This is a genomic window from Variovorax sp. E3 (assembly GCF_016082275.1).
GTDB lineage: Bacteria > Pseudomonadota > Gammaproteobacteria > Burkholderiales > Burkholderiaceae_C > Variovorax.
In genome coordinates, this window is the sequence record NZ_MOWM01000142.1 from 1 (window position 1) to 22,119 (window position 22,119).

Sequence of the window (22,119 nt, forward strand, 5' to 3'; positions counted from 1 at the left end):
CCGGGCGCCGGCGCCGCGGCGGTGCCGGCCGGCATGCAGCCCGCGCCGGCCATGGCCCCGAATGCGAACGCAGGCGACGGCATTGCCGACGTCGACGTGACGCTGCTGAGCCCGACCGACCTGTTCTTTCGGGGCCGCCAGGCCGGCTCGATGAACGTCGTGCTGCAGAGCGCGGACGGCACCTGCTACATCAAGGACGTGATCGTCACCATCGATCCGCAGGCGCTGCAGTCCAAGCTGGCCGAGCTGATGCCGGAGGAAAGCCGCATCCGCGTGCGCAGCGCCGAAAAGTCCATCGTGCTCACGGGCGAGATCAGCGACGCGCTCAAGCTGGACGACGTGATGAACCTGGCATCGGCCTACGGCGCCGACGGCAAGAAGGTAGTGAACCTGCTGCGCGTGGCAACGCCGCAGCAGGTGATGCTCGAAGTGAAGATCGCCGAGGTCAGCAAGACCCTGCTCGACCGGCTGGGCGCGAGTGTCGGCCTTGCGCGCACGGGCGGCGGCGGGCAGAACAACTACTCGCTGATCTCCAACTTCCTGAGCGCCGGCGGGGGCCTGGTGCAGGCGCTGCGCATCGGCCGCACCTCGCTGACCATCGACGGCCAGAAGGACGACGGGCTGGTGCGCATCCTGGCGGAGCCCAACATCATGGCCATCAGCGGCCAGCAGGCCAGCTTCCTGTCGGGCGGCAAGATCTTCATTCCGGTGGCGCAGAACGCCAGCGGCGGCGGTGGGACCAACATCACGCTGGAAGAAAAGGAGTTCGGCATCGGGGTCAAGTTCACCCCGACCGTGCTCAACGGCGGCCGCGTCAACCTCAAGATGGTGTCCGAGGTGTCGGACCTGTCGCAGACCGGCTCGCCCTTCACCACCGTCTCGGGTGCCACCGCCGTGCTGCCGTCGCTGACGGTGCGCCGCGCCGACACCACGGTGCAGCTGAACGACGGCCAAAGCTTCGTGATTGCCGGGCTCATCAAGAGCAACGTGACCGAGAGCGTCAAGCGCTATCCCGGGCTCGGCGAGGTGCCGGTGATGGGGGCGCTGTTCCGCAGCACCGAGTTCCAGAACGAGCAGACCGAGCTGATGTTCGTCATCACGCCGCGCCTGGTGCGCCCGCTCGCCGAGTCGCCGCGGGTGCCGACCGACAACCACGTCGTTCCCAGCCGCGCCGAGATCTACCTGAACGGCGCCCTTGAAAGCGCCACCCCGGCACCGGCCGCCCCGTCCAGCGAAACCCCGTGAGGAGCACTGCCATGTTCATCAGATCGACCCTTCTTGCGCTGGCATGCCTCGTGGCGACCGGCTGCTCGCACGTCACACCCAACTACGACGCGCGCTTCGGCGATGCGGTGCGCGACGCCAAGAGAAAGATGACGATCAATCCGGACGCCGGCAAGAACGGCGACCCGGTCGCGGGCATGGACGGGCGCGCCGCGCGCGAGTCGATGCAGCAGTACCACGAGTCCTACAAGACGCCGCCGCCGGCGGTCAACGTCATCAACATCGGCGGCCAGATCGGTGGCCAGGGAGCCGGCTCATCGAAGTGACGGGCCGCGTTCCGCGGATTCGTTTCACACGAGTTTTCTTTGAAAGGAGCACACCACGAATTGCAACGAACCTCTGCTTTCGCCACGGCATTTTTTCAATCTGATCTCTCTGATCTCTCTGATCTCTTTTGATACCAACCTTGAAAGGAAAGAACCATGAAGAACTTTTTCCAGGCCATTGGCCAATCCACCCGCGGCCTGATGCTCGAAGAAGAGGGCGCCCAGGTCGTGGAATACGCGCTGATCATCGCTGTCGTTTCGATTGCGCTGGTCGTCGCACTGAAGGGCCTCACGGACAACAACGGCGGGTTCACGAGTTTCATCACTCGCGTCGCGACCTGCCTGACCGGGACGGCGGCCTGCAAGTAGGCAGTCTTTCGGGGAGGGAAGCGGGTGCTGGCATGCGACCCGCTTCGTTCCACCTTCCCGTCCGCTCCCACGCATTCTTCGTCAACAACGAACTGGGGTTCATCATCATGTTCAAGTCATTTCTGGCAGACGAGAGCGGTGCGCAAGTGGTCGAGTACGCACTGATCATCGCCGTTGTTTCCATCGCACTGGTGGTCGCATTGCAAGCCTTGTCCGGCGGCACCGCCATAGGCGCATTCATCGACCGTGTCACGACCTGCCTGGGCGGCACGAGTTGCAGCTGAGGCCGCGCCGTCCCAAACCACCGCCATCGCACAGGGAGTCGATCATGCGAGTCCACCACCTTCATGACCGCCAGCGCGGCGCGATGATCGTCACCGCCGCGCTGGTCTTGCTGTTCCTGATGGGCTTCATGGGCATTGCCCTTGATTTCGGACATCTGTTCGTGGTCAAGACCGAGCTGCAGACGGCGGTCGACAGCTGCGCTCTGTCCGCCGCGCGCGAGCTCGACGGGCAGAGCACGGCGCTCATCCGGGCCACGAGCGCAGGCCAGGCGGCCGGCAACGCGAACCGCGTGAACATGCAGTCGAGCACGTGGAGCGGGGAGGGGCAGATCATCGCGGCGGACATCACCTTCCGCGACGCGGCCTATGCCGTCACCAGCACGCCCGCCGTGGCCCGCTATGCCCAGTGCGCGCACACACAGCCCAACATCAACATCTGGCTCATGAAGGCCATGGGCGCTTTCTCCGGCGACACCGCCGGCAATCCGGCGACGCGCAGCGTCACGGCGAGCGCGGTAGCCACCCGTGCGAGCGCGCAGACCACATGCCCCGTTCCGGTCGCGATGAAGCCGAAGCCGGGCGGCACGGCACCGAACTACGGCTTCGCCGTCGGCGAGTGGGCCACGCTGATCCAGGCGCAGAACGCGTCCGCGGGTGGCCAGATCGGCTGGGCCAACCTGGACGGCAGCAACAGCGCCTCGGAAACCGAGTCCGAGCTCAACAACCATTGCGGCACCAAGGTGGGCGACACGCTGGGCACGCCCGGCGTGCAGACCTCGGTGGCCGATGTCTGGAACCAGCGCTTCGGCATCTACAAGAACAGCGGAGACCCGAGCGTGGGGCGGCCCGACTACACCGGCTACGCCTACACCGCGCTCAACTGGCCCGCGCAGTTCAACGCCTACGACGGCACCCCGGGGGCCGGCGCCCCCGCGAGCGCACAGAACTTCGTGACCAAGCGGGCGGCCTTCGCGTCCTGCGCCGACACCGGCACCAAAGTGAAGGGCGCGAACAGCTGCGAATCGATCACCGGGCTGTCGCTCAACAGCTTCCAGAAGCTGGCCAACCCGGGCAACGTCACCGGAGGCCACATGCAGTACGGCTTCGACCGGCGCATCGTCACGGTGCCTGTGATCGACGGGGGCTCCCATGTCATCGACTACGCCTGCATGCTGATGCTGCAGCCGCTGAGCATTCCGATGACCGACACGCAGCTTGAATTTCGCGGCAACGCCGGCGCGCCGGCAGCCCCTGCACCAGCAGCGGGCTGGCCGGGGGATCGGCGGGGCCGCTGGTTCCGGTCCTGGTGAGATGAGGTGAACACCATGAAGCACTCCCGTCGCACACAACGAGGCGCGGCATTGATCGAGCTGGCGCTGATCACGCCGCTGCTGCTGCTGCTGACCTTCATCACCACCGAGTTCGGCCGCGCGATGTACGAGTACAACGCGGTCACCAAGTCGACGCGCGACGCGGTGCGCTACCTGTCGGTGCAGACGCCGGGCACGCAAGTCACCGAGGCGCGCAACCTGATCGTGTACGGCAACACGGCGGGCACGGGAACGCCGCTGGCGCGCGGACTGAGCCTGTCGAACGTGCCGGCCGGCAGCTGCTGCACCTGGCAGTCGGCCGGGTCGAACCCGATCATCACGACGGTCACGGTGCGCGTCACCGGATACACATTCCATTCGCTGTTTCCTTCGGTGATGGGCGTGGTCTTCACCGGCGCGAACGGCGACCTCGTCTTCAGCGACATCACCGCCACCATGAGGGCTCCATCATGAGAAACCGCACCACCGGCGCGACCACGGTCGAGTTTGCATTGGGGCTGCTCATCTTCCTGATGCTCGTTCTGGGCATCGTCGACTTCTCGCGCATGCTGTTCACATGGAACGCCGCCAACGAGGCCACGCGCGCGGGCGCAAGATACGCGGTGGTGTGCGACGACACGACCCAGCAGGCCCTGGTGCTTGCCCGCATGAGGGCGCTGCTTCCGCAGGTGAACACGGTGGCCGTGACATGGGCGCCCTCGGGCTGCACGGCGGCGACCTGCCAGGGCGTGACGGTCAGCATCACGGGGCTCGACTACCAGTGGATCTCTCCCATTGCGGGCGCCGTGGCGCCGCTCATTCCGATGCCGGGCTTTTCCACCTATCTGCCGCGCGAGGTGATGCGCAAAGACCCGAACAGCGCGGCCATCTGCTCCTAGCAACGCACCGGACACCATCATGAAGATCGCCATCATTTCGCCCAATCCGAACCATCTCCAGGACATGCGCAAGATCCTCGAGGCGCGTTCCCACGTCGTCTCGCTGTTCGAGGGCGGCAAGAGCCGCATGCAGTGGGCAGTCGAGAAGGCCGCGCCGGAGTTGCTGCTGGTCGACGGCATGTGCTGCGACCTTCAGGAGCTGGCCCTGGTGGAGAAGCTCACGCTGCAGCACCCGGCGATCGCGGTGGTGCTGCTGTGCGCGATGCAGACGCCGGAGTTCCTGATCCACGCGATGCGCGCCGGCGTGCGCGAGGTGCTGCCGTCGCCCGCCGACACCACCGCGCTCGAAGCCGCCGTCGAGCGCATCGCGATCAAGATGGCGGGCAAGCACGCGCGAAGCCCAGGCCAGGTGGTCGCGTTCATGCCCTGCAAGGGCGGCAGCGGCGCGACCTTTCTCGCGACCAACATCGCCTACCAGCTCTCGCGCGAACGCTCGGTGCTGCTGATCGACCTGAACCTGCAGTTCGGCGATGCGCTGTCTTACGTGAGCGACCTGCGGCCCAGCTCCTCGATGGCCGATGTAGCGCGCGACATCAGCCGCCTGGACGCGTCCTTGCTCGCGGCGAGCGTGGTGCCCGTGGCGCCGGGCTTCAGCATCTTGCCCGCGCCCGACGACCTCTCGCGCGCCCTGGACGTCAAGGCCGAGCACATCGACGCGATCTTGCAGGTTGCGCTCACGCTGTACGACTTCGTGGTGTTCGACCTCGGGCCGCGCATCGACACGCTCGCCATCCGCGTGCTGGACCGCGCGGACCGCATCTTTCCCGTGCTCCAGCCGAGCCTGCCGCACATCCGCAACGTGACGCGCCTGATGCAGGTGTTCAAGTCGCTCGGCTATGCGCCCGGCAAGGTCGAGCTGCTCGTGAATCGCAGCGCCGGCGGCGGGGAAATCGGCTTGTCGGACATGCGCCGCTCGCTGGTCGGCGCAACGCTCACGATCATTCCGGACGGCGGCAAGGACGTGGACGCGTCCATCAACCGGGGCGTGCCGCTGGTGGAAATGGCGCGCGGCAGCGCGGTGGTCAAGCGGCTCGCCGAGATCGCGCACACGCTCAGCCCGCGGCAGGAAACGGCGCCCGGCTTCATCGGGCGGCTTTTCCGCCGGGCTTGAGCTTTCGAGCAACCCTCACACAGCAAGGCAGGTTCCCATGTCATTCAGAGAACAGCTCAATGCGATCGAAGCCGAACCCACCGTCCAGCCGGCGGCGCGCGCCAACGACCAGACCACGCCGACCTCGGCGTCGGATGCCTACAAGCTGCTGAAGGAGCGCATGCACCTGAAGCTGCTGGACCGCTTCGACCTGGCGGCGCTCGAAACCCTGAAGCCCGACATGCTGCGCCAGGAAATCTCGACCATGGTCGGGCGGCTGCTGCAGGAAGAGCCCGAGGCGCTCAACGACATCGAGCGCCGCACGCTGATCCGCGACATCCAGCACGAGATGCTCGGCTTCGGCCCGATCGAGCTGCTGATGGCGGACCCGTCCGTCTCGGACATCCTGATCAACTCGCACGAGAAGATCTATGTCGAGCGGCGGGGCCGGCTGGAGCTGACCAACGTCAGCTTCACCGACGAGAAGCACCTGCTGCGCATCATCGACAAGATCGTCTCGCTGGTGGGGCGGCGCATCGACGAGTCCAGCCCCATGGTCGATGCGCGGCTGCCCGACGGCTCGCGCGTCAACGCGGTCATCGCGCCGGTGGCGCTGGACGGGCCGATGATGTCGATTCGCCGTTTCGCGAAGATCCCGCTGCGCATGGAGAACCTGGTGGACGAGCTCAAGACGCTCACGCCCCAGATGGCGCAGATGCTCGAGGGCCTGGCCCAGGCGAAGGTCAACATGCTCATCTCCGGCGGCACGGGCGCGGGGAAGACCACGCTGCTGAACATTCTCTCGGGGTTCATTCCGCCGAGCGAACGCATCATCACCATCGAGGACGCCGCGGAGCTGCAGCTGCAGCAGCCGCATGTGGGGCGCATGGAAACGCGGCCGATGAACATCGAAGGCAAGGGCGAGATCACGCAGCGCGCGCTGGTGCGCAACGCGCTGCGCATGCGGCCCGACCGCATCGTGATCGGCGAGGTGCGCGGCGCCGAGGCGGTCGACATGCTGCAGGCCATGAACACCGGCCACGAAGGCTCGCTCACCACCATCCACGCCAACACGCCGCGCGACGCGCTGGCGCGGCTGGAGAACATGATCGGCATGGCGAACCTGAACCTGCCGCACCGCACCGTGCGCCAGCAGATCGCGTCGGCCATCACGGTGGTCGTGCAGGTGCTGCGGCTGGTCGACGGGCGGCGCAAGGTCACCAGCATCCAGGAGATCACGGGCATGGAGGGGGAGGTGGTCACCATGCAGGAGATCTTCACCTTCCGACAGACCGGCATGGGCCCCGACGGCCAGGTGCGCGGCTATTTCCACGCGACGGGCGTGCGGCCCAAGTTCGCGGAGCGGCTGCACATCTACGGCGTCACGCTGCCCGACAGCATGTTCGATCCCGAAAAGCACTACGAATAGGAGACCGCCATGCTCGAGAACCTGGGAGGGCGCACCCTCATCACCGTCACCGTGCTGGTCTTCGTGACCGTGCTGCTCATGATCGAAGGCCTCTACCTGCTGTGGCGCGCCTACAAGGGGCCCGAGGCACGCAAGATCGAAAAGCGGCTGCAGGCCTTTTCCGCCGCGATCGACCGGACGCAGCAGGCCCACCTCGTCAAGGAGCGCATGCTCAGCGACGTGCCGTGGATGCAGCGCATGCTGCTGACGCTGCCGCGCGCGCACCGGCTCGACCGTTTCATACTGCAGGCGGGGCTGGAGTGGACGGTGTCCAGCTTTTTGCTTGCCTGCGGCGTGCTCGGCGTGTTCGCCTTCGTGGCCGCGGCGTCGATGGCGCACCAGCCCGTGCTGCTGGCACTGGGGGCCGCGGCCGTCGCGGCGGCGCTGCCGGCGCTGTACCTCCAGCACAAGCGCAGCCGGCGCCTGTCGCGCATGGAGCGCCAGCTTCCCGACGCGCTGGACCTGGTGACGCGCGCCCTGCGCGCCGGGCACTCGTTTGCCAGCGGCGTGCAGATGATCGGCGAGGAAATGGCCGACCCCATCGGCAGCGAGTTCCGCATGGTCGCCGACGAGGTGAACTTCGGCGTCTCGCTGCAACAGGCGCTGACCAACCTCAGCGAACGCGTGCCGCTGACCGACCTGCGCTACTTCGTGGTGTCCGTGCTGATCCAGCGCGACTCCGGCGGCAACCTGACGGAGGTGCTGAGCAACCTGGGCCGGCTCATCCGCGACCGGCTCAAGCTGCTCGCGCGGGTGAGGGTGCTGTCGTCCGAAGGGCGCCTGTCGGCGTGGATCCTCGGGCTCATGCCCTTTGCGTTGGCGGGACTCATGAACATCTTCAATCCCGAGTTCATGTCGCCGTTGTGGGAAGACGCGATCGGCCAGACGGTCATCAAGTACATGCTGGTGCTGATGCTCGTGGGCATCGTGATCCTGCGCAAGATCGTGAAGATCCGTGTCTGAAGGAGAAGAGCCATGACCATGCTGTTTCCCATCCTCGTTTTCCTGGCCGTGTCGCTGGCCATCATCGGCGTGGCGGCCTGGCTGTCACCGACACGCACCGAGCAGCGATTGCAGGCGGTGGCGTTGCCGGCGGGCAAGTCGGCCTGGACCCAGACCGCCGTCAAGATCGTCGGCCCGTTCGCGCAGCTGTCGTCGCCCACCAGCGACGCGGACCTGTCGCCGCTGCGCGTGCGCTTCCTGAACGCGGGCATCCGCTACCCGGACGCCTACCTCGTCTACTTCGGCATGAAGACGCTGCTGCCCCTGGCTTTGCCGCCTTTGCGTTCCTGGCCATCCGCGCGTCCGGCGCCGCGAACGGCGAGGTGATGCTGCTGGTGCTCGCGGTGGTGGCGCTGATCGGCTGCTACCTTCCCAACCTGGTGTTGCGCCTGCTGATTCGTGCGCGCCGCCGCGAGATCTTCGATAACTTCCCCGATGCCGCCGACCTGATGCTGGTGTGCGTCGAGGCCGGGCTCGGGCTGGACGCCGGGCTGGTCAAGGTCACCGAGGAAATCCAGACCAAGAGCGTGGCGCTCGCGCAGGAGCTGCACTGGACCAACCTCGAAATGCGTGCCGGCGGCACGCGGGAGAAGTCGCTGCGCAACCTGGCCTTGCGCACCGGCGTGGAAGAAATCGGGACCTTCGCGACCATGCTGACCCAATCGGACCGCTTCGGCACGAGCATCGGCGAATCGCTGCGCGTGTTCTCCGACGACCTGCGCCACAAGCGGCAGATGCGGGCGGAGGAGCTGGCCGCGAAGGTGCCGACCAAAATGCTGCTGCCGCTGGTGGTGTGCATCTTCCCGTGCATCTCGCTGGTCATTCTTGCGCCGGCGGCGATCCGCGTCATCCGCATGATCGTGCCGATGCTGAACGGGCAATGAGGGCGGGCCTGGCCGGCCTGCGGCGCCGCCGCTTCAGTGCGGCGCCGCGTCGAGCCGGTACTTCAGCGCGTAGATGTACAGCTCGAGGCGGTTGGACACGCCCAGCTTCTGGTAGATCGACGTGAGGTGATTGCGCAGCGTGTGTTCGGTGACGAAGGCCTTCGCGGCCAGCACCTTGTTCGAAGCGCCGCAGCCCGTCACGACGATGCGGATGATTTCCCGCTCCTTCTGCGTCAGGCAGGCTTGCCTGGCGGCTTCGGGATCGACCTTTGCCGGCTTCTTCAGCGACGTGAGCTCGGAGAAGACGCGGCCCATGGCCTGCGGGTCGAGGCACAGTTCGCCGTTGTAGACGCGCTCGATGGCGGCCAGCACCTGCTGCGCCGAGGCGTCCTTGCGCATCACGCCGCGCGCGCCGCGCAGCACCGCAAGATCGAGCGTGCGCTCTTCGCGCTCCCCGGTGAGAACGACGACGCGCGACACCTCGTTCGACAGCAGCCGGGGGAGGATGTCGATGGCGCACCGGCCGTCCAGGTCGAGGTCCAGCACGATGACATCGGGCGCGAGGCTGTCCGACGTCGCCACCGCGTCGTCGCAGCAACTGGCCGTGCCGACGACCTTCATGCGCGGTTGCTCGCCGTCGATCAGCCTGGACAGGCCCCACAGCATGGTCTGGTGATCGTCCACGAGCAGGACGCCGATGGAATGAGCGACTGGTTGCATGATGGGCTCCTTGACGTGTCTTCTTTTCGATATCGCGTTGCCGCGCTGCCTGGTTGACTGCTAACTTCAGATCGGGATCTCGACCTGCACCTGGGTGCGGCCCGCGCACTGGCTGACCTGTGCGCGGCCGCCAAGGGCCGCGGCACGCTCGGTGATGGAACGCGGCTCGAACTTCGCGGCCTGCGTTTCGCAGGCCTCGTTCTCGATGCGCAGCAGCAGCCGACCGTTCTGGCAACCGAGGCGAACGCTGCCGTGGCGCGCGTGGGTGTGCTTGCAGATGTTGTTCAGGCCTTCGCCCGCCATCTGCAGGACTTCCGCGGTCATGCGGTCGTCCAGGTGGACCTGCCCGTCGACGTTGATCGCGATCTCGATGCCGTAGAGGCTCTGGATGCGCGCGGCCTGGCGATGCAGATGGGGCAGCACGAGCCCGCACGGGCCATTGGCGCCGTGCCTGACTTGTCCGGCGTAGCGGCGCAGGTCGGCAATCACGCCGTCGGCCACGCCCGCCAGCGCGTCCAGGTCCTCGCGCAGCGGGTTGTCGGCGGCCGCCTTCTTGCGCAGCGCGCACAGGCCCATGCGCAGGCCGATGTAGGGCTGCACCGCCGTGTCGTGCAGGTCCAGCGCGATCTTCAGCCGCTCCGCGGAGGCCGCTTCCGAGGCCATCCGGTCGAGCACCTCGATGGTCTCGATGACGGGGAAGATCTGCGCCATGAGATGGGTGAGGAACAGCGCATCGGACTTGTTGAAGAGCCCGTCGCACGAGGCCACGAAGACCCGGCCTTCGCCCAGCCGCATCGGCAGCGGGGCACTGATGAACCCGCGGGCTTCCAGCATCGCGGCCACCGCGGCGCAGCGCTGCGCGCCTTCCTCGTCCTCGATGTGCCAGCCGGCGGCGCCGCGTCGAAGCCGTGGCTCGGTGCCCGGAACCGGTTCAGCGGCCACGGCAGGCGGTTGCACAGCACGGTGCGGTCAGGCGCCAGCGCCATGAGCGGCGACTCGGCGATGTGGCCGATGGTCTCGACGCTCACGTGCTCGCAGGCGTCGTCCTTGCGCAGCGTGCGCAGGATCCAGTTGCCGGTGGAGGTGTCGCGCGTCAGGAGGATGCAGTGGCTGGCCCGGAAGAAGGCCAGCGTCTTTTCCATCGTGCGGGCAATGGTGCGGCCGGCGCCGAAGCGCGGGTTCGACAGCTGGCTGACGTCGCTCAGCAATGCCAGGCGCCGCTGCAGGCCGAGCTTGGAGCCGCCCCAGTGCACGATCATGTGCCCGAGCGCGAGCAGGAAGGTGGTGCGCATCAGCAGCTGCGGCGCGTCGCCGCCGGTGCTCGTGCCCAGGCCGCAGGCGGCGAAGGAGGCCACCGACGCCACCGTCACGCGGGCGCCTTCCTCGAAGCCCCAGCGGAAGGAGGAGGTCAGGATCGCGAAGAAATAGAAGAGGAAGAAGAGGCTCTGCACGCCATCGGTCATGAAGATGATGAGCGTGAACCACAGCACGTCGCTCCAATGGATGGCCTTGCCCTGGAAGTACGGACTGCCCAGGCGCGTGAACGCGTACACCAGCAGGCTGTGCAGGATGTAGCCGGAAAACGAGAGCCAGACGGCGGTGTCGATCTGCTGCCGGTTGTCACCCGCGTCGACCGCAACCGCCAGCAGCGCCGACACCGACAGCACCAGCCGCATGCGAGCCACCATGAGGGCATCCGCGGCGACGCCTGATTCGACGTCGGGGGCAGCGGTGGGGGCCTGCATGAGAAGGTGTCCCAGGTATGCGGCGCTTCACGCCTTGTCAGCCGTTCGGAGGACGGCAGCGACGTTTTCCGGTGTCATTTTGGTACTCATTGGTGCCCCCTGAAAACGATGTATGTGAAGGTTTCACATTACTACTTTGGTTGTCAAAGACAATGGCGCCAGAGGCCTCGCGATGATTTGTCGCTGATGTTTCATTTAGTTTCATTCGTCTGACTTGAGACGTTTTCCCTTGTGCCGTCGAGGGTTTGCGTCCGTCGCCAGGCGATAGGTCCACTCCCCTTCGGGTACCCGTTCGATGCGAAAACGAGGTGGTCGGCCGGGCGCTTCAGGCGGGGATTCGCCGCCCGACCAGCGCCGTTCGCCCGAGCGGCGTGATCCGCAATACGACCGCCTGCCGGGGCTGGTGCGGAGACTGCCGGGCATGGCAGGCGGGCGGCAGCATGGCCTCGACCATGCCCGCCGCGGTCAGCACCGCGACGGAGTTGATCTCCGACGGATCGTCGGTGCGCAGGGGAAAGATCGAGTCTCCTATCTTGCGCAAGTAGTCCAGCGGCATGAGCGGCCAGCTTTTTCCGCGGCCGTCCGATGCGTCGCTTCCGGTGCGCATATGGGCGATCTCGGCGTGCCCGTCGTCCGTGATGGCGAACACCAGGGCGCTTTCATAGTGCTGGTGGCCGAGGTCGTCGAACTGGAACTCGGCGTCTATCAGCCCGGTCGCCAGGAGAACCGAAGCATGTCGGATGTCCGGATCGGCCGTGAGCAGCACCGGCAGCTTCTCGCTCAGAAGCCAGACAAGGAGGTTGATTGGCATATGGCACTCCTGACTCGACCTAAATGTGAATATTTCACTTTAGTAATTTGGTTGTACATCAACTCACATGTCTTGTCGATCAAATTGATACAAGAAGGTCGATCCGGGGCAGGGCGTGCCACGCGCGCTCGCCCGGCCGGATGGCCGAGGGAGCGGGGGATGAATAAAGAGACCTGTGCGGTCGGGTGCGCGATGCACCCGACGAAGCTTCAGGGCGTGAAGCTCACGTGCTGCGCGATCAACACGCCATTGACCACCTGGTCGCCGACGATCGTCACGCGCTGGCCGTTGCCAAGGTTGGCGGCCGTGCCGTTCTCGAAGACGACGCCGGGCCCGCTGGCGTCCACCGGCTGGCCGCGGACGCGGAAGCTGGCGGGGGACTGGTATGCGCCAATGGCGCCGATCAGCGTGAACGAGGCCGGGCCGCCCGTGCCCGGCACGTTGCGGATGCGCAGCTTCTTCACCACGAGCACGCCGCCGGACATGACGCCGTCGACCTCGACCTTCACGCCGTTGCCGAGCGAGTTCGCGGGCCCGCCGGTGATCTGGCCATTGGTGGCATCGACCGGCGTGCCCAGCACCTTGAACGCGCCGCGAGAGGCGAAGTCGGTGATGACGCCCGCTAACTGGAGCGAGATGCCATCGACCACGGGAATGGCGTACCAGCCTGCACCGTGGTGGCCGCCAGGATGCCGGCCACCGGCGGCGCGACGCCGCGTGCGCGCACGATGACGCCGTTGGCGAGCGACGACGCGGCAATGCCGGGGAAGGCCGCCGCGCTGTAGTCGACCGTCAACTGGCCCAGCACGAAGGTCTTGTGCAGGGTGTCCAGGTTCTGCACCGTGCCGGTGGCCAGCGGTTCGGTCAGGGCAGGGGTGACGAGCACGCGGGTCGCGCGCAGGGTGCCGGGCGCGCCGGGCAGACCCCAGACCTGGACGATATTTGCCGGCCTGACATCCGCCAGTCCGTTGGCGTCGCCCCAGACGGTGGCCGAGTCGATGCTCACGGTGGTGCCCATCACGACGAAGGTGCCTGCGCCGGTGTCGACGCCTGACGCCGCGCCGCGCAGCTCTGCGGCCGACATGACCTGGGTCGCGACGCCGCTGGTGAAGTTGGCGTCGACCTTGCCGGCAACGCGCGCGCTCATGCCGATCTGCAGCTCGGTCGCGTCCTCGATGGAGAAGGTGGCGTTGTCGGTGTTGTAGCGCAGCCCGTTCAGGATGATGCTGCCCAGGCCGTCGGCTGCGCCGATGCCGGCCGCGTCGGCGGTGACGCCGGTGCCTCCCGAGCCCACGCCGGAGCCGTCGGTGCCGCCATTGCCGGCGGTGCTGGTACCGCCGCTCGCGCCCGCGGAGCCGGAGCCGCTACCGGCGCCATCCGCGCTGGTGCCGGTTCCAGTCCCCGTGCCCGTGCCGGCCCCATTTCCGGCCGCGGAATCACCGCCGCCAGCCGCCGACGGCGCCACCACGCCGGTGCCGGTGCCCAGGCCACTCCCACTGCCGCCTCCGCCCCCACCGCCGCACGACAGCAGCAGGGCGATGGCACCGCCCGACAGGAGGCCAAGCATGAACCGCTGGAGTGGCTTCATCGTGCGCATTCGGGGCTCGCTTTCAGGAAGGGTCGTCGGCAGGGGGCGTGCCTTCGTCCTCGTAGTAGGTGTAGATGCCGACCCGTATGCGGCCCTTGGCGCCTTCCGGCGCGCGCGCGACCGCCTGGGTCATTTCCTGCGTCAACTCGTGGTGCAGTTCCGACCAGCGCTCCCGGACCAGCCGGTGGATCAGCTCGCATTCCTGCAAGGTGAGTCCGCGCGCATACACCGCGCGCTCGAGCATGCGGGGTTGTTCGCCCAGGGCATTGGAGACGGCCGCCAGCAGATGGTCTCGCCCGTTGTCGCCCAGGAACGCGAGCATCGACTGGAGGTCGTCCACGGGCACGAAGCCGTCGGTGACGAGTTCGGCGGTCCCGTCGGCCTCGACCACCATGTTCAGCCGGATCAGTTCGTCGAGGATGGTGCGGTGGTGGACGTTGCCGCGACTGCTCATGCGCGCCACCGTTTCGAACGAGGGCGCGGCATTGCCTGCCGTGACGGGCAGCGCCGGAAGGAGGCGTCCTGGGTCAGCATCTGTAACCACAACGTAAAAGTCTTGGCCGCCGCCGACAGCTCGGTGTGGGGCAGGGGGTCGACGGTGGCCCTGACCTTGGCGGTCACGGCCTTGCGGTTCAGGCCGGTCGTCACGGACAACTGGCTCAGGTTGGGCTTCGGCACCCCCTGGCTGCGCCAGGTTCGCTGCGCCTCCTCGATCAGCAAGTCACGCAAGAGTTCTTCGAGATGGGGGTGCTTGATCCCCATCGCGAGGGCGAGCCTGACCACCGGGCGGAGGATGCGAGCGCAGGCTGCAAGAGCCCAGTCCAACCGGTATTCCATGGAAGCGAGCGTTATTCCTGAAGGTGCGGTTCAAAAAGGATTCGCGACCCCCATCGGCTTGATGAGAGCTTTGGACTACTGTTTAGCCGTTATCCGGCATAAGCGCTATCGGTCAAACGCTCGATCAGCCGCTCCGTCGTGGGGACAACAGAGCGGGCAAAATGGCACCCAGCCGACCTCAAAGCCATCCGCCTCCCTTGTTTCGGGGCCCGCCCGAACCCTCCCGATGAATATCCGACAGCGCAACAACATCCAGACGCAGGGCGCCGGGCCGGCGACGATGATTTTTGCGCATGGATTCGGCTGCGACCAGAACATGTGGCGCTTCATGGCACCGCATTTCGCCGACCGCTACCGGGTGGTCACATTCGATCTGGTGGGCGCGGGAAACTCCGACGCGGCCGCCTACGAGATTTCGAAGTACGCGAGCTTGCAAGGCTACGCCGACGACCTTCTGGAGATCGCGCGCGAGGTGGCGCAAGGCCCGTTGTTCTTCGTCGGCCATTCGGTGAGCGCCATGATCGGCATGCTGGCGGACCTGCAAGCGCCAGGCACTTTCGCGGCCCACATGATGATCGGTCCGTCGCCTTGCTACATCAACGACGGTGACTATGTAGGCGGCTTCACGCGCGAGGACATCGATTCGCTGCTGGACACCCTGGAGAGCAACTACCTCGGCTGGGCCGGCAGCATGGCGCCGGCGATCATGGGCGTGCCGGAGCGGCCCGAGCTTGGTGAAGAGCTCACGGCCAGCTTCTGCCGCGCCGACCCGGACATCGCCAAGCGCTTTGCCAAGGCGACCTTCCTGTCGGACAACCGCCAGGACGTGCCCAGGCTGCAGACGCCCACGCTGGTGATCCAGTCGTCGGAAGACCTCATTGCACCCGTCGCGGTGGGCGAGTTCATGCACAGAACCTTGCCCCACGGCACGCTGCGCATCGTCGAGAACACCGGCCACTGCCCGCATCTGAGCGCTCCGGGCGCGAGTTGCGACGCGATCGACGAGTTCCTTCGCTCGCTCGGCCAGCGCTAGGTGCCGATGACTCCGCCCGTTCCGAGCGCGAGTGACCTGTTCGAGGAAGCACCCTGCGGCCTTCTAGTGACCGCGTTGGATGGCACCATCTTGAAGGTGAACGCGACCTTCTGCACCTGGGTCGGGATGCCGCGCGAAACCCTCGTGGGCGCGACGCGCATGCAAGACCTGTTCACCATGGGCGGGCGCATCTTCCACCAGACGCACTGGGTGCCGACCCTGCAGATGCAGGGCTCGCTGGCCGAGGTCAAGCTCGAGCTGCGTCACCGCGACGGGCACACTGTTCCGATGATTCTCAACGCCCGGCGCCGCAAGCGTGCCGAAGGCGACTTCGACGAGATCGCGGCCTTCGTGGCGGAAGACCGCAACCGCTACGAACGCGAGCTGATGAACGCCCGCAAGAAGGCCGACAGCCTGCTCGCGGCGGAGCTCGATACACAGGGCCTGCTCAGGGACCGGGCGCTGTTCGCCGAGCAGATGGTGGGCATCGTGAGCCACGACCTGCGCAATCCGCTGTCGGCCATCCTCATGGGCGTGCAACTGCTGGGGCGCACGGAGAGCGAACGCTCGACGCGCGTGTTGGGCCACGTGAGAAATTCCGCGGAGCGAGCCCAGCGCTTGATCAAGGAACTGCTGGACTTCACGCAGGCGCGTATCGGGTCCGGGTTGAGCGTCGACCTGCAGCCCATGGACATTCACCAGGTCGTGGAGCACACGCTGGAAGAATTGATGCTCGCTTTTCCCGATCGGGACATTTCGCATGTGGCGCATGGCCAAGCGCAGTGCACGGGCGACGCCGACAGGCTGGCCCAGCTCATCGGCAACCTGGTGAGCAACGCGGCGGCCTACGGCCGAGCGGGCACGCCCATCGTGGTGCGGTCCGGCATCGACGACGGGGTGGCCTCGCTGGAGGTCCACAACGAAGGCGAGCCGATTCCCCCGGAGATCCTCGCCAATGTCTTCGAGCCCATGGTGCGCGGCGCCACGGGCAGCAACACGGTGCGCAGCGTCGGCCTGGGGCTGTTCATCGTCAACGAGATCGCCAAGGCGCATGGTGGCGAGATGGCGGTCGCGTCCTCGGCGGCGCAGCGAACCATCTTCACGCTGCGCTTCCCGGCGCAGATGCAGCGTGAGGCTTCGCCGACCTGAGCACCGGGCAACGCACGACAGCGCGGTGTCGGGCAGGGCGCAAGCAAACCTTTTTTATTGCGCCCACTGCGCAGGTAGGCATGCGCAGGCGGCAACGGCCAGTACTGGTCTCGTGATCTTTCAGCGCCGTTTCTTCTGGGCGCCGGCTTTCGGCGCGGCGTCGCGCCGGTAGGTCGCCCACCTGATCGTCAAGATATCGGCCGCGATCTTTGCCGCATTGGCGCCCGCGTAGTTCTCCGCAGGATCGAACTCGAACGCGTTCCGATACTGGACGACTTGGGCATAGTCCTTGTCGAAGGTCATGGGCCCCATGATTTCCGCTGGATCGACCCCCGCGGGGACTGCCAGGAATTTCTCCGGATCGGTAGCGCTTTGATAGAGGTCAACACTCAGCTGGTTCATACGCTTGTCCTTGCGATCGTGAGAGTGGGAACTGGCTTGAACCGGTCCACCGCAGCGGAAGTCGGGGTGCGGCGGCCGGTTGTTCGAATGACGAAATCTTCCGTCCGGCTCGTTCCGTGCGCAATCAGTCGGCGCCTACACGCAAGGCGCTCGTCACCCCGCGGCAGACCGAGAGGTTTTCTCAAGCGGCTGCAGGTGCAACGGCTCGGCGCGCCCGGGCCGCCGGACGACGCCCGTTCAGCACCTGCAACGCGCTCTTCATGTGCGCGAGCATGCATTTGGCGGCACCCTCGGCATCGCCGTTGCCGATCAGTTCCACGAGTTCGGCGTGGCCGTCTTGCACCTTCTGCAGGCTCGCTTCCGTTTTTCGCCGTTCCATGCCTTGGCGGGACTGCATCTCCAGCGAGGCGCGAATGGAGCCGATCATCTGGAACAGCAGCAGGTTGCCGCTGGCGCGGGCGATCTCCAGGTGCAGTTCGGTGTCGAGGCTGGCGTAGACGGAGGGGCGTTGCAGCTGGGCCTGCATCTGGATGACCAGGTCGGACATGCGCGCCAATTGCTCCGATGTGCGCCTCTTGGCCGCCAACGCCGCCGCGCGGCCTTCGAGGCTTGCGCGTACATCCATCAGGTCTTCGGTGGAGTTTTCCAACACCTGCAGCGCGCGCGAAAAGTAGATGCCCAGCGCCGATGCGTCGAGGTCGCGCCGAATGGCGGGACTTTTGCCGTTGGCGATTTCCACCACGCCCAGGCCCTTGAGGGTCTTCAGCGCCTCCCGTATCACCGTGCGGCTGACGCCGAGCGTCTCGCCCAGCCGCGCTTCGGAGGGCAGCGGTGCGCCCGGCTTCATTTTCTCGTCTTCGATGTGCTGAAGAAGGCCTTGCACGGCCTGCTCCGTCAGCGAGGTTCGCTTGAGCTTGCCAAGGACAAAGGGGTGTGCAGTCATTGCATGAAGCGAAGCGAAGGGCGGCTACCTATCATATAGGAGGATAGGTTGTGGGCCCGGCGGGTCACGCGTTCAATCCGCATCTTTAGAGGAGACAAACTCGATGTGGAAAAACGATGACGAACTGTTTGGCCTGATGCGCGAACGGCTGTTCCCGGCAGTGGTCGGGGACATCCTCGACACCCTGGGTCTGATGCATCAGTTCCTGAATCCGGCCATCAAGCCGGTGGCCCGGTCGATGGTCGTCGCGGGTCGCGCCATGCCGGTGCTGGAGACCAACTGCTTCTCGCGCTCGGAGCCCGAAGGCAAGTCGCCACTGAGCGGGCAGGCCTTCGGCCTGCTCTTTCAGGCGCTGGACGATCTTGCGCCTCACGAGGTCTATGTGGCGACCGGATCGGCGCCGCAGTTCGCGCTGTGGGGCGGCTTGATGACCACGCGCGCGATGCACCTGAAGGCCGCCGGTGCGGTCCTCGACGGCTACTCCCGCGACACGGCGGAGGTGCTCGAGCTCGGGCTGCCTGTTTTCTCGCTCGGCGGCTACTCGCAGGATCAGGGCCCGCGCGGCAAGGTGGTCGACTATCGCGTGCCCGTGGAGATCCAGGGCGTTCGGGTTCGCCCCGGCGACATTGTCTTTGGCGATCAGGACGGTGTGTTGATCATCCCGCGCGAAGTGGAAGTGGAGGCGATCAGCCTCGCGCTGGAGAAGGCCGAGACGGAGAGCAGCGTGCGCATCGCGATCAAGAACGGCATGAGCACCGTCGAGGCGTTCAACAAGTTCGGTGTGATGTAGCACGACGCGGCAGCCGCTTCACCCTGCGATCCAACCTCCACATGACAAAAAAACTCCGATCCTCCGCCTGGTTTGCCGGCGACGACAAGGACGCCTTCATTCATCGCAGCTGGATGAAGAACAGCGGCTTGCCCGATGACGCGTTCGACGGGCGCCCGGTCATCGGCATCTGCAACACCTTCTCGGAGTTCACGCCCTGTAATGCGCACTTCCGCGAACTGGTCGAGCATGTGAAACGCGGCGTGCTCGATGCCGGCGGCGTCCCGCTGGAGTTTCCGGTTTTCTCGTGCGGAGAGTCCAACCTGCGACCGACCGCGATGCTCTTTCGCAATCTCGCGTCCATGGACGTCGAGGAGGCGATCCGGGGCAATCCGATGGACGGCGTGGTCTTGATGGCGGGATGCGACAAGACCACGCCTTCGCTGCTCATGGGCGCGTCGAGCTGCGACCTGCCCAGCATCGTGATCTCGGGCGGCCCCATGCTCAACGGCAAATTCCGCGGCAAGGACATCGGCTCCGGCACCGACGTCTGGCGGTTCTCCGAAGAGGTTCGCGCGGGGCGCATGAGCCGCGTGGATTTCATGGCGGCCGAAAGCGCAATGTCGCGTTCCCCCGGGCATTGCATGACGATGGGCACGGCCTCCACCATGGCGAGCATGGTCGAAGCGCTGGGCGTGGCGTTGCCGGGCAACGCCGCCTACCCGGCGGTCGACGCGCGCCGCTCGCGTCTGGCGCGCATGACCGGAAGACGCGCTGTCGAGATGGTCCACGAAGATCTGTCGTTGTCGCGAATCCTGACGCGCAAGGCCTTTGCCAACGCGATCCGCGTCAATGGCGCGATAGGCGGCTCGACCAACGCGGTCGTCCATCTGCTGGCCATTGCCGGCCGCATCGGCACACCGCTCACGCTGGAAGACTGGGACCGCTGGGGCCAGGACATGCCCACCATCCTCGACCTGATGCCGTCCGGGCGTTTCCTCATGGAAGACTTCTGCTACGCCGGCGCTGCCGGCGCTGATGAAAGAGGTCGCGCCGGCGCTCGATCTCGACGCGCTGACAGTGACCGGACGCACGCTCGGCGAGAACATCGCACCGGCGGAAAACTTCAACGAAGAAGTGATCCGCCCGGTGACCAGGCCGCTGACGCCCAACGGCGGCATCGCCGTGCTGCGCGGCAACCTTGCGCCCGACGGCGCGATCATCAAGCCATCGGCGGCCTCGCCGGAGCTCATGCGGCATCGTGGCCGCGCCGTGGTGTTCGACACGATCGAGGACTACAAGCGGCGTGTCGACGACCCCTGCTGGACATCGACGAACATTGCGTGATGGTCCTGCGCAACTGCGGACCCAAGGGATACCCCGGCATGGCCGAAGTCGGCAACATGGCGTTGCCGCGCAAGCTGCTCGAGCGTGGCGTGCGCGACATGGTGCGCCTGTCCGATGCCCGGATGTCCGGCACCGCATTCGGCACGGTGGTGCTGCACGTCGCGCCCGAGGCGGCCGTCGGCGGGCCCCTGGCGCTGGTGAGGGACGGGGACGAGATCGAATTGGATGTGCCCGGGCGTCGACTGCACCTGCATGTCCGCGAAGAGGAACTGGCGCGGCGCAAGGCCGCCTGGTCCGCCCCCGAGCCTGCGATGAAGGGTGGCTACCAGTCGCTTTACGTGGAGCGCACGCTGCAGGCGGACAAGGGCGCGGACCTGGACTTTCTCGTGGCTGCCGGGGCCACGCCGTGCCGAGGGAGAGCCATTGAGCGGGCAGGGCGAGATGCCGCCTCGGCTGCGCGACTGGATCGTCTCGACCAACGACGCCAAGTACCAGCGTGTCGCGGGGCAGGACACCTATCCACCCGATGCCCCGAGCGACACGATGGACGTCATCGACGCATCGTCGTTTCCCCCGCGAATCGTCGCCTCGGTGGACGTGAAGACATCCATCGTGGGGCCTCCGCAGGCGGTCGCGATCTCGCCGGACGGCCGGCTTGCCGTCGTGTCGGCGCCCAATTGCTACGACGCCGTGCGCAAGGAATGCGTGTTCGAAAACTACCTTCAGGTGATGGACCTGACCGGGGCACAACCTCGGCTCGTGCAGCGCGTTCCGACCTCGCATCATCCGCAGGGCGTGGCCTTTCATCCGGATGGCGGCCTCCTTCTGGCCGCGACGGTAGGCGGCACGGTCGAATCGTTCGTGGTCGAAGGCCTGATGCTGAAGCATGAGGATGAGTTGGTTGTCTCCAAGGGGCGTCTCGCGGGCGTCACTTTCACGCCCGACGGTGCCGCGGCGCTCGTGCTGATGCGCGACGCGCAGGGCGCGGCGGTACTGGAGGTCAACGGCCACGCGATTCGCCTCACCCCGGAGCGGGTCTCGACCGGCGTTGCGCCGTATGCGGTCGACGTTTCTTGCGACGGCCGCTGGGCGGTGATCGGCAATGTCGGCCTCGCGGGCTTGCTCGGACCATCGGGACAGTTGGCCGGTGATGCGGACACCGTCACGCTCGTCGACATCTCGAGGCGCCCCTTTCGTACGGTTCAGCATCTGTCGGTGCCGGCGTTGCCGGAGGGCGTCGCCATTTCTCCCGATGGCCGCTGGATCGCGGTGCTTGCCATGGACGGATCGAACCTCAGGCCCGACAACCCGGGCCGCCGTGAGCAAGGGCGCGTCCGGTTGTTCGAGATACGCGACGGCCAGGCACATGCCGCGGGCGATCTGCCGGCAGGGGAGGCCGGCCAAGGGATCGTCTTCACCGCGGACAGCCAGTACATCCTGGCGCAGTTCAATGTCGAGAAGATGCTTGCGGTCTACGCGGTCGGTAGCGGGGCGCTTGTCGACACCGGGCACCGGATGAGGGTGCGGGGTGGTCCCTGTTCGATCCGGGCGATGCCTGGCCGGCGTTCTTCATCGCGCGTGACGGGTTCCCCGGCATGAGCCGGGCAGAAGCCCTCTTTTCGTCTTTCCGTTTTTTCTTTCCCGTCGTTCCTTTCTTATTCCAGGAGACACATCCAATGACCGTTACCACCACCCGCCGTGCTGCCATCGCAGCCCTGGGCCTCGGCGCCGCGCTCACCGTGTTCGCACCCTTCGCCTCGGCACAGACCGTGGCCGACATCAAGAAGAAGGGCGAAGTCACCATCGGCATGCTGGTCGACTTTCCGCCCTACGGCACCACCGACGCCAAGAACCAGCCT

General features: G+C 66.4%; 24 protein-coding genes and 3 pseudogenes. 17 read left to right on the top strand and 10 right to left on the bottom strand.

The annotated features are described in order from the left end of the window. The 11 genes and pseudogenes from BMG07_RS32210 to BMG07_RS32260 all read left to right on the top strand — a co-directional run. A partial coding sequence (locus BMG07_RS32210) for a type II and III secretion system protein family protein (RefSeq protein WP_198087917.1) occupies positions 1 to 1,245 on the top strand: 1,245 nt, incomplete at its 5' end. Positions 1,246 to 1,256: 11 nt separating this feature from the next. Beyond that, positions 1,257 to 1,550 (top strand): hypothetical protein, encoded by a 294-nt coding sequence (locus BMG07_RS32215; protein ID WP_198087918.1) that lies wholly within the window; start codon positions 1,257 to 1,259, stop codon positions 1,548 to 1,550. Positions 1,551 to 1,706: 156 nt separating this feature from the next. Beyond that, positions 1,707 to 1,919, top strand: a complete 213-nt coding sequence (locus BMG07_RS32220) for a Flp family type IVb pilin (protein ID WP_198087919.1) — start codon at positions 1,707 to 1,709, stop codon at positions 1,917 to 1,919. A 107-nt stretch (positions 1,920 to 2,026) separates the two neighbouring features. Then, the gene (locus BMG07_RS32225) at positions 2,027 to 2,203 is read left to right on the top strand and encodes a Flp family type IVb pilin (protein WP_198087933.1); all 177 of its coding nucleotides are present in this window, start codon (positions 2,027 to 2,029) and stop codon (positions 2,201 to 2,203) included. A 44-nt stretch (positions 2,204 to 2,247) separates the two neighbouring features. Next, positions 2,248 to 3,513 carry a pilus assembly protein TadG-related protein gene (locus tag BMG07_RS32230; RefSeq protein ID WP_269759603.1) on the top strand — a complete coding sequence of 422 codons (1,266 nt, stop codon included), beginning with the start codon at positions 2,248 to 2,250 and terminating at the stop codon, positions 3,511 to 3,513. 15 nt (positions 3,514 to 3,528) lie between these two features. Beyond that, positions 3,529 to 3,987 (top strand): TadE/TadG family type IV pilus assembly protein, encoded by a 459-nt coding sequence (locus BMG07_RS32235; RefSeq protein ID WP_198087920.1) that lies wholly within the window; start codon positions 3,529 to 3,531, stop codon positions 3,985 to 3,987. Then, positions 3,984 to 4,412 carry a TadE family protein gene (locus BMG07_RS32240; RefSeq protein ID WP_198087921.1) on the top strand — a complete coding sequence of 143 codons (429 nt, stop codon included), beginning with the start codon at positions 3,984 to 3,986 and terminating at the stop codon, positions 4,410 to 4,412. Before BMG07_RS32235 ends, BMG07_RS32240 begins: the two co-directional genes overlap by 4 nt. A gap of 19 nt (positions 4,413 to 4,431) precedes the next feature. Continuing rightward, complete coding sequence (locus BMG07_RS32245; RefSeq protein ID WP_198087922.1) at positions 4,432 to 5,583, top strand: AAA family ATPase; 1,152 nt, start codon at positions 4,432 to 4,434, stop codon at positions 5,581 to 5,583. 37 nt (positions 5,584 to 5,620) lie between these two features. Beyond that, complete coding sequence (locus tag BMG07_RS32250; RefSeq protein ID WP_198087923.1) at positions 5,621 to 6,991, top strand: CpaF family protein; 1,371 nt, start codon at positions 5,621 to 5,623, stop codon at positions 6,989 to 6,991. Between the two features lie 9 nt (positions 6,992 to 7,000). Further along, positions 7,001 to 7,993 (top strand): type II secretion system F family protein, encoded by a 993-nt coding sequence (locus BMG07_RS32255; RefSeq protein WP_198087924.1) that lies wholly within the window; start codon positions 7,001 to 7,003, stop codon positions 7,991 to 7,993. A gap of 12 nt (positions 7,994 to 8,005) precedes the next feature. Beyond that, a pseudogene (locus tag BMG07_RS32260) lies at positions 8,006 to 8,916 on the top strand (type II secretion system F family protein). A gap of 33 nt (positions 8,917 to 8,949) precedes the next feature. Here the strand turns inward: BMG07_RS32260 and BMG07_RS32265 are convergent. The 8 genes from BMG07_RS32265 to BMG07_RS45190 all read right to left on the bottom strand — a co-directional run bounded on the left by BMG07_RS32265 (position 8,950) and on the right by BMG07_RS45190 (position 14,617). After that, positions 8,950 to 9,636, bottom strand: a complete 687-nt coding sequence (locus BMG07_RS32265) for a response regulator transcription factor (RefSeq protein WP_198087925.1) — start codon at positions 9,634 to 9,636, stop codon at positions 8,950 to 8,952. A 66-nt stretch (positions 9,637 to 9,702) separates the two neighbouring features. After that, on the bottom strand, positions 9,703 to 10,347 hold the full coding sequence (locus BMG07_RS43215) for a sensor histidine kinase (RefSeq protein ID WP_269759604.1): 645 nt from the start codon (positions 10,345 to 10,347) through the stop codon (positions 9,703 to 9,705). Then, entirely contained in the window at positions 10,266 to 11,381 is a 1,116-nt protein-coding gene (locus BMG07_RS32270) for a hypothetical protein (protein WP_269759605.1), read from the bottom strand. The genes BMG07_RS43215 and BMG07_RS32270 overlap by 82 nt, the downstream gene beginning before the upstream one ends. Before the next feature lie 325 nt (positions 11,382 to 11,706). Next, positions 11,707 to 12,192, bottom strand: a complete 486-nt coding sequence (locus BMG07_RS32275) for a hypothetical protein (RefSeq protein WP_198087926.1) — start codon at positions 12,190 to 12,192, stop codon at positions 11,707 to 11,709. A 209-nt stretch (positions 12,193 to 12,401) separates the two neighbouring features. Then, on the bottom strand, positions 12,402 to 12,842 hold the full coding sequence (locus BMG07_RS43220; protein WP_307867157.1) for a DUF5666 domain-containing protein: 441 nt from the start codon (positions 12,840 to 12,842) through the stop codon (positions 12,402 to 12,404). Continuing rightward, on the bottom strand, positions 12,815 to 13,759 hold the full coding sequence (locus tag BMG07_RS32280; RefSeq protein ID WP_269759606.1) for a DUF5666 domain-containing protein: 945 nt from the start codon (positions 13,757 to 13,759) through the stop codon (positions 12,815 to 12,817). The genes BMG07_RS43220 and BMG07_RS32280 overlap by 28 nt, the downstream gene beginning before the upstream one ends. Before the next feature lie 43 nt (positions 13,760 to 13,802). Continuing rightward, positions 13,803 to 14,234 (bottom strand): hypothetical protein, encoded by a 432-nt coding sequence (locus BMG07_RS45185; RefSeq protein ID WP_374221351.1) that lies wholly within the window; start codon positions 14,232 to 14,234, stop codon positions 13,803 to 13,805. Next, on the bottom strand, positions 14,231 to 14,617 hold the full coding sequence (locus BMG07_RS45190) for a hypothetical protein (protein ID WP_374221352.1): 387 nt from the start codon (positions 14,615 to 14,617) through the stop codon (positions 14,231 to 14,233). Before BMG07_RS45190 ends, BMG07_RS45185 begins: the two co-directional genes overlap by 4 nt. 226 nt (positions 14,618 to 14,843) lie before the next feature. Between BMG07_RS45190 and BMG07_RS32290 the strand changes: the two genes are divergently transcribed. Beyond that, a complete protein-coding gene (locus BMG07_RS32290; RefSeq protein ID WP_198087927.1) occupies positions 14,844 to 15,650 on the top strand; it encodes an alpha/beta fold hydrolase in 807 nt (268 codons plus the stop codon). Positions 15,651 to 15,656: 6 nt separating this feature from the next. Continuing rightward, positions 15,657 to 16,799, top strand: a complete 1,143-nt coding sequence (locus BMG07_RS32295) for a PAS domain-containing sensor histidine kinase (protein WP_198087928.1) — start codon at positions 15,657 to 15,659, stop codon at positions 16,797 to 16,799. Between the two features lie 120 nt (positions 16,800 to 16,919). Here the strand turns inward: BMG07_RS32295 and BMG07_RS32300 are convergent, their stop codons facing one another. Both BMG07_RS32300 and BMG07_RS32305 read right to left on the bottom strand, forming a co-directional pair. Further along, positions 16,920 to 17,201 carry a hypothetical protein gene (locus BMG07_RS32300; protein WP_198087929.1) on the bottom strand — a complete coding sequence of 94 codons (282 nt, stop codon included), beginning with the start codon at positions 17,199 to 17,201 and terminating at the stop codon, positions 16,920 to 16,922. A gap of 181 nt (positions 17,202 to 17,382) precedes the next feature. Continuing rightward, positions 17,383 to 18,144, bottom strand: a complete 762-nt coding sequence (locus tag BMG07_RS32305) for a FadR/GntR family transcriptional regulator (protein WP_198087930.1) — start codon at positions 18,142 to 18,144, stop codon at positions 17,383 to 17,385. A 103-nt stretch (positions 18,145 to 18,247) separates the two neighbouring features. Here BMG07_RS32305 and BMG07_RS32310 point away from each other — a divergent pair, with 103 nt between their 5' ends. The 4 genes and pseudogenes from BMG07_RS32310 to BMG07_RS32325 all read left to right on the top strand — a co-directional run. Then, a complete protein-coding gene (locus BMG07_RS32310; protein WP_198087931.1) occupies positions 18,248 to 18,934 on the top strand; it encodes an RraA family protein in 687 nt (228 codons plus the stop codon). A gap of 41 nt (positions 18,935 to 18,975) precedes the next feature. Next, a pseudogene (locus BMG07_RS32315) lies at positions 18,976 to 20,687 on the top strand (IlvD/Edd family dehydratase). Next, a complete protein-coding gene (locus tag BMG07_RS32320) occupies positions 20,684 to 21,859 on the top strand; it encodes a WD40 repeat domain-containing protein (RefSeq protein ID WP_198087932.1) in 1,176 nt (391 codons plus the stop codon). Before BMG07_RS32315 ends, BMG07_RS32320 begins: the two are co-directional and overlap by 4 nt. A gap of 77 nt (positions 21,860 to 21,936) precedes the next feature. Then, positions 21,937 to 22,119 (top strand): annotated as a pseudogene (locus BMG07_RS32325) (ABC transporter substrate-binding protein); the annotation flags it as partial.

Bases quoted from the DNA above. Each gene is read 5' to 3' on its own strand.
- BMG07_RS32215 (WP_198087918.1), top strand. From the start codon at position 1,257: ATGTTCATCAGATCGACCCTTCTTGCGCTGGCATGCCTCGTGGCGACC.
- BMG07_RS32220 (WP_198087919.1), top strand. From the start codon at position 1,707: ATGAAGAACTTTTTCCAGGCCATTGGCCAATCCACCCGCGGCCTGATG.
- BMG07_RS32225 (WP_198087933.1), top strand. From the start codon at position 2,027: ATGTTCAAGTCATTTCTGGCAGACGAGAGCGGTGCGCAAGTGGTCGAG.
- BMG07_RS32230 (WP_269759603.1), top strand. From the start codon at position 2,248: ATGCGAGTCCACCACCTTCATGACCGCCAGCGCGGCGCGATGATCGTC.
- BMG07_RS32235 (WP_198087920.1), top strand. From the start codon at position 3,529: ATGAAGCACTCCCGTCGCACACAACGAGGCGCGGCATTGATCGAGCTG.
- BMG07_RS32240 (WP_198087921.1), top strand. From the start codon at position 3,984: ATGAGAAACCGCACCACCGGCGCGACCACGGTCGAGTTTGCATTGGGG.
- BMG07_RS32245 (WP_198087922.1), top strand. From the start codon at position 4,432: ATGAAGATCGCCATCATTTCGCCCAATCCGAACCATCTCCAGGACATG.
- BMG07_RS32250 (WP_198087923.1), top strand. From the start codon at position 5,621: ATGTCATTCAGAGAACAGCTCAATGCGATCGAAGCCGAACCCACCGTC.
- BMG07_RS32255 (WP_198087924.1), top strand. From the start codon at position 7,001: ATGCTCGAGAACCTGGGAGGGCGCACCCTCATCACCGTCACCGTGCTG.
- BMG07_RS32265 (WP_198087925.1), bottom strand. From the start codon at position 9,636: ATGCAACCAGTCGCTCATTCCATCGGCGTCCTGCTCGTGGACGATCAC.
- BMG07_RS43215 (WP_269759604.1), bottom strand. From the start codon at position 10,347: ATGGCGCAGATCTTCCCCGTCATCGAGACCATCGAGGTGCTCGACCGG.
- BMG07_RS32270 (WP_269759605.1), bottom strand. From the start codon at position 11,381: ATGCAGGCCCCCACCGCTGCCCCCGACGTCGAATCAGGCGTCGCCGCG.
- BMG07_RS32275 (WP_198087926.1), bottom strand. From the start codon at position 12,192: ATGCCAATCAACCTCCTTGTCTGGCTTCTGAGCGAGAAGCTGCCGGTG.
- BMG07_RS32280 (WP_269759606.1), bottom strand. From the start codon at position 13,759: ATGCTTGGCCTCCTGTCGGGCGGTGCCATCGCCCTGCTGCTGTCGTGC.
- BMG07_RS45185 (WP_374221351.1), bottom strand. From the start codon at position 14,234: ATGAGCAGTCGCGGCAACGTCCACCACCGCACCATCCTCGACGAACTG.
- BMG07_RS45190 (WP_374221352.1), bottom strand. From the start codon at position 14,617: ATGGAATACCGGTTGGACTGGGCTCTTGCAGCCTGCGCTCGCATCCTC.
- BMG07_RS32290 (WP_198087927.1), top strand. From the start codon at position 14,844: ATGAATATCCGACAGCGCAACAACATCCAGACGCAGGGCGCCGGGCCG.
- BMG07_RS32295 (WP_198087928.1), top strand. From the start codon at position 15,657: ATGACTCCGCCCGTTCCGAGCGCGAGTGACCTGTTCGAGGAAGCACCC.
- BMG07_RS32300 (WP_198087929.1), bottom strand. From the start codon at position 17,201: ATGAACCAGCTGAGTGTTGACCTCTATCAAAGCGCTACCGATCCGGAG.
- BMG07_RS32305 (WP_198087930.1), bottom strand. From the start codon at position 18,144: ATGACTGCACACCCCTTTGTCCTTGGCAAGCTCAAGCGAACCTCGCTG.
- BMG07_RS32310 (WP_198087931.1), top strand. From the start codon at position 18,248: ATGTGGAAAAACGATGACGAACTGTTTGGCCTGATGCGCGAACGGCTG.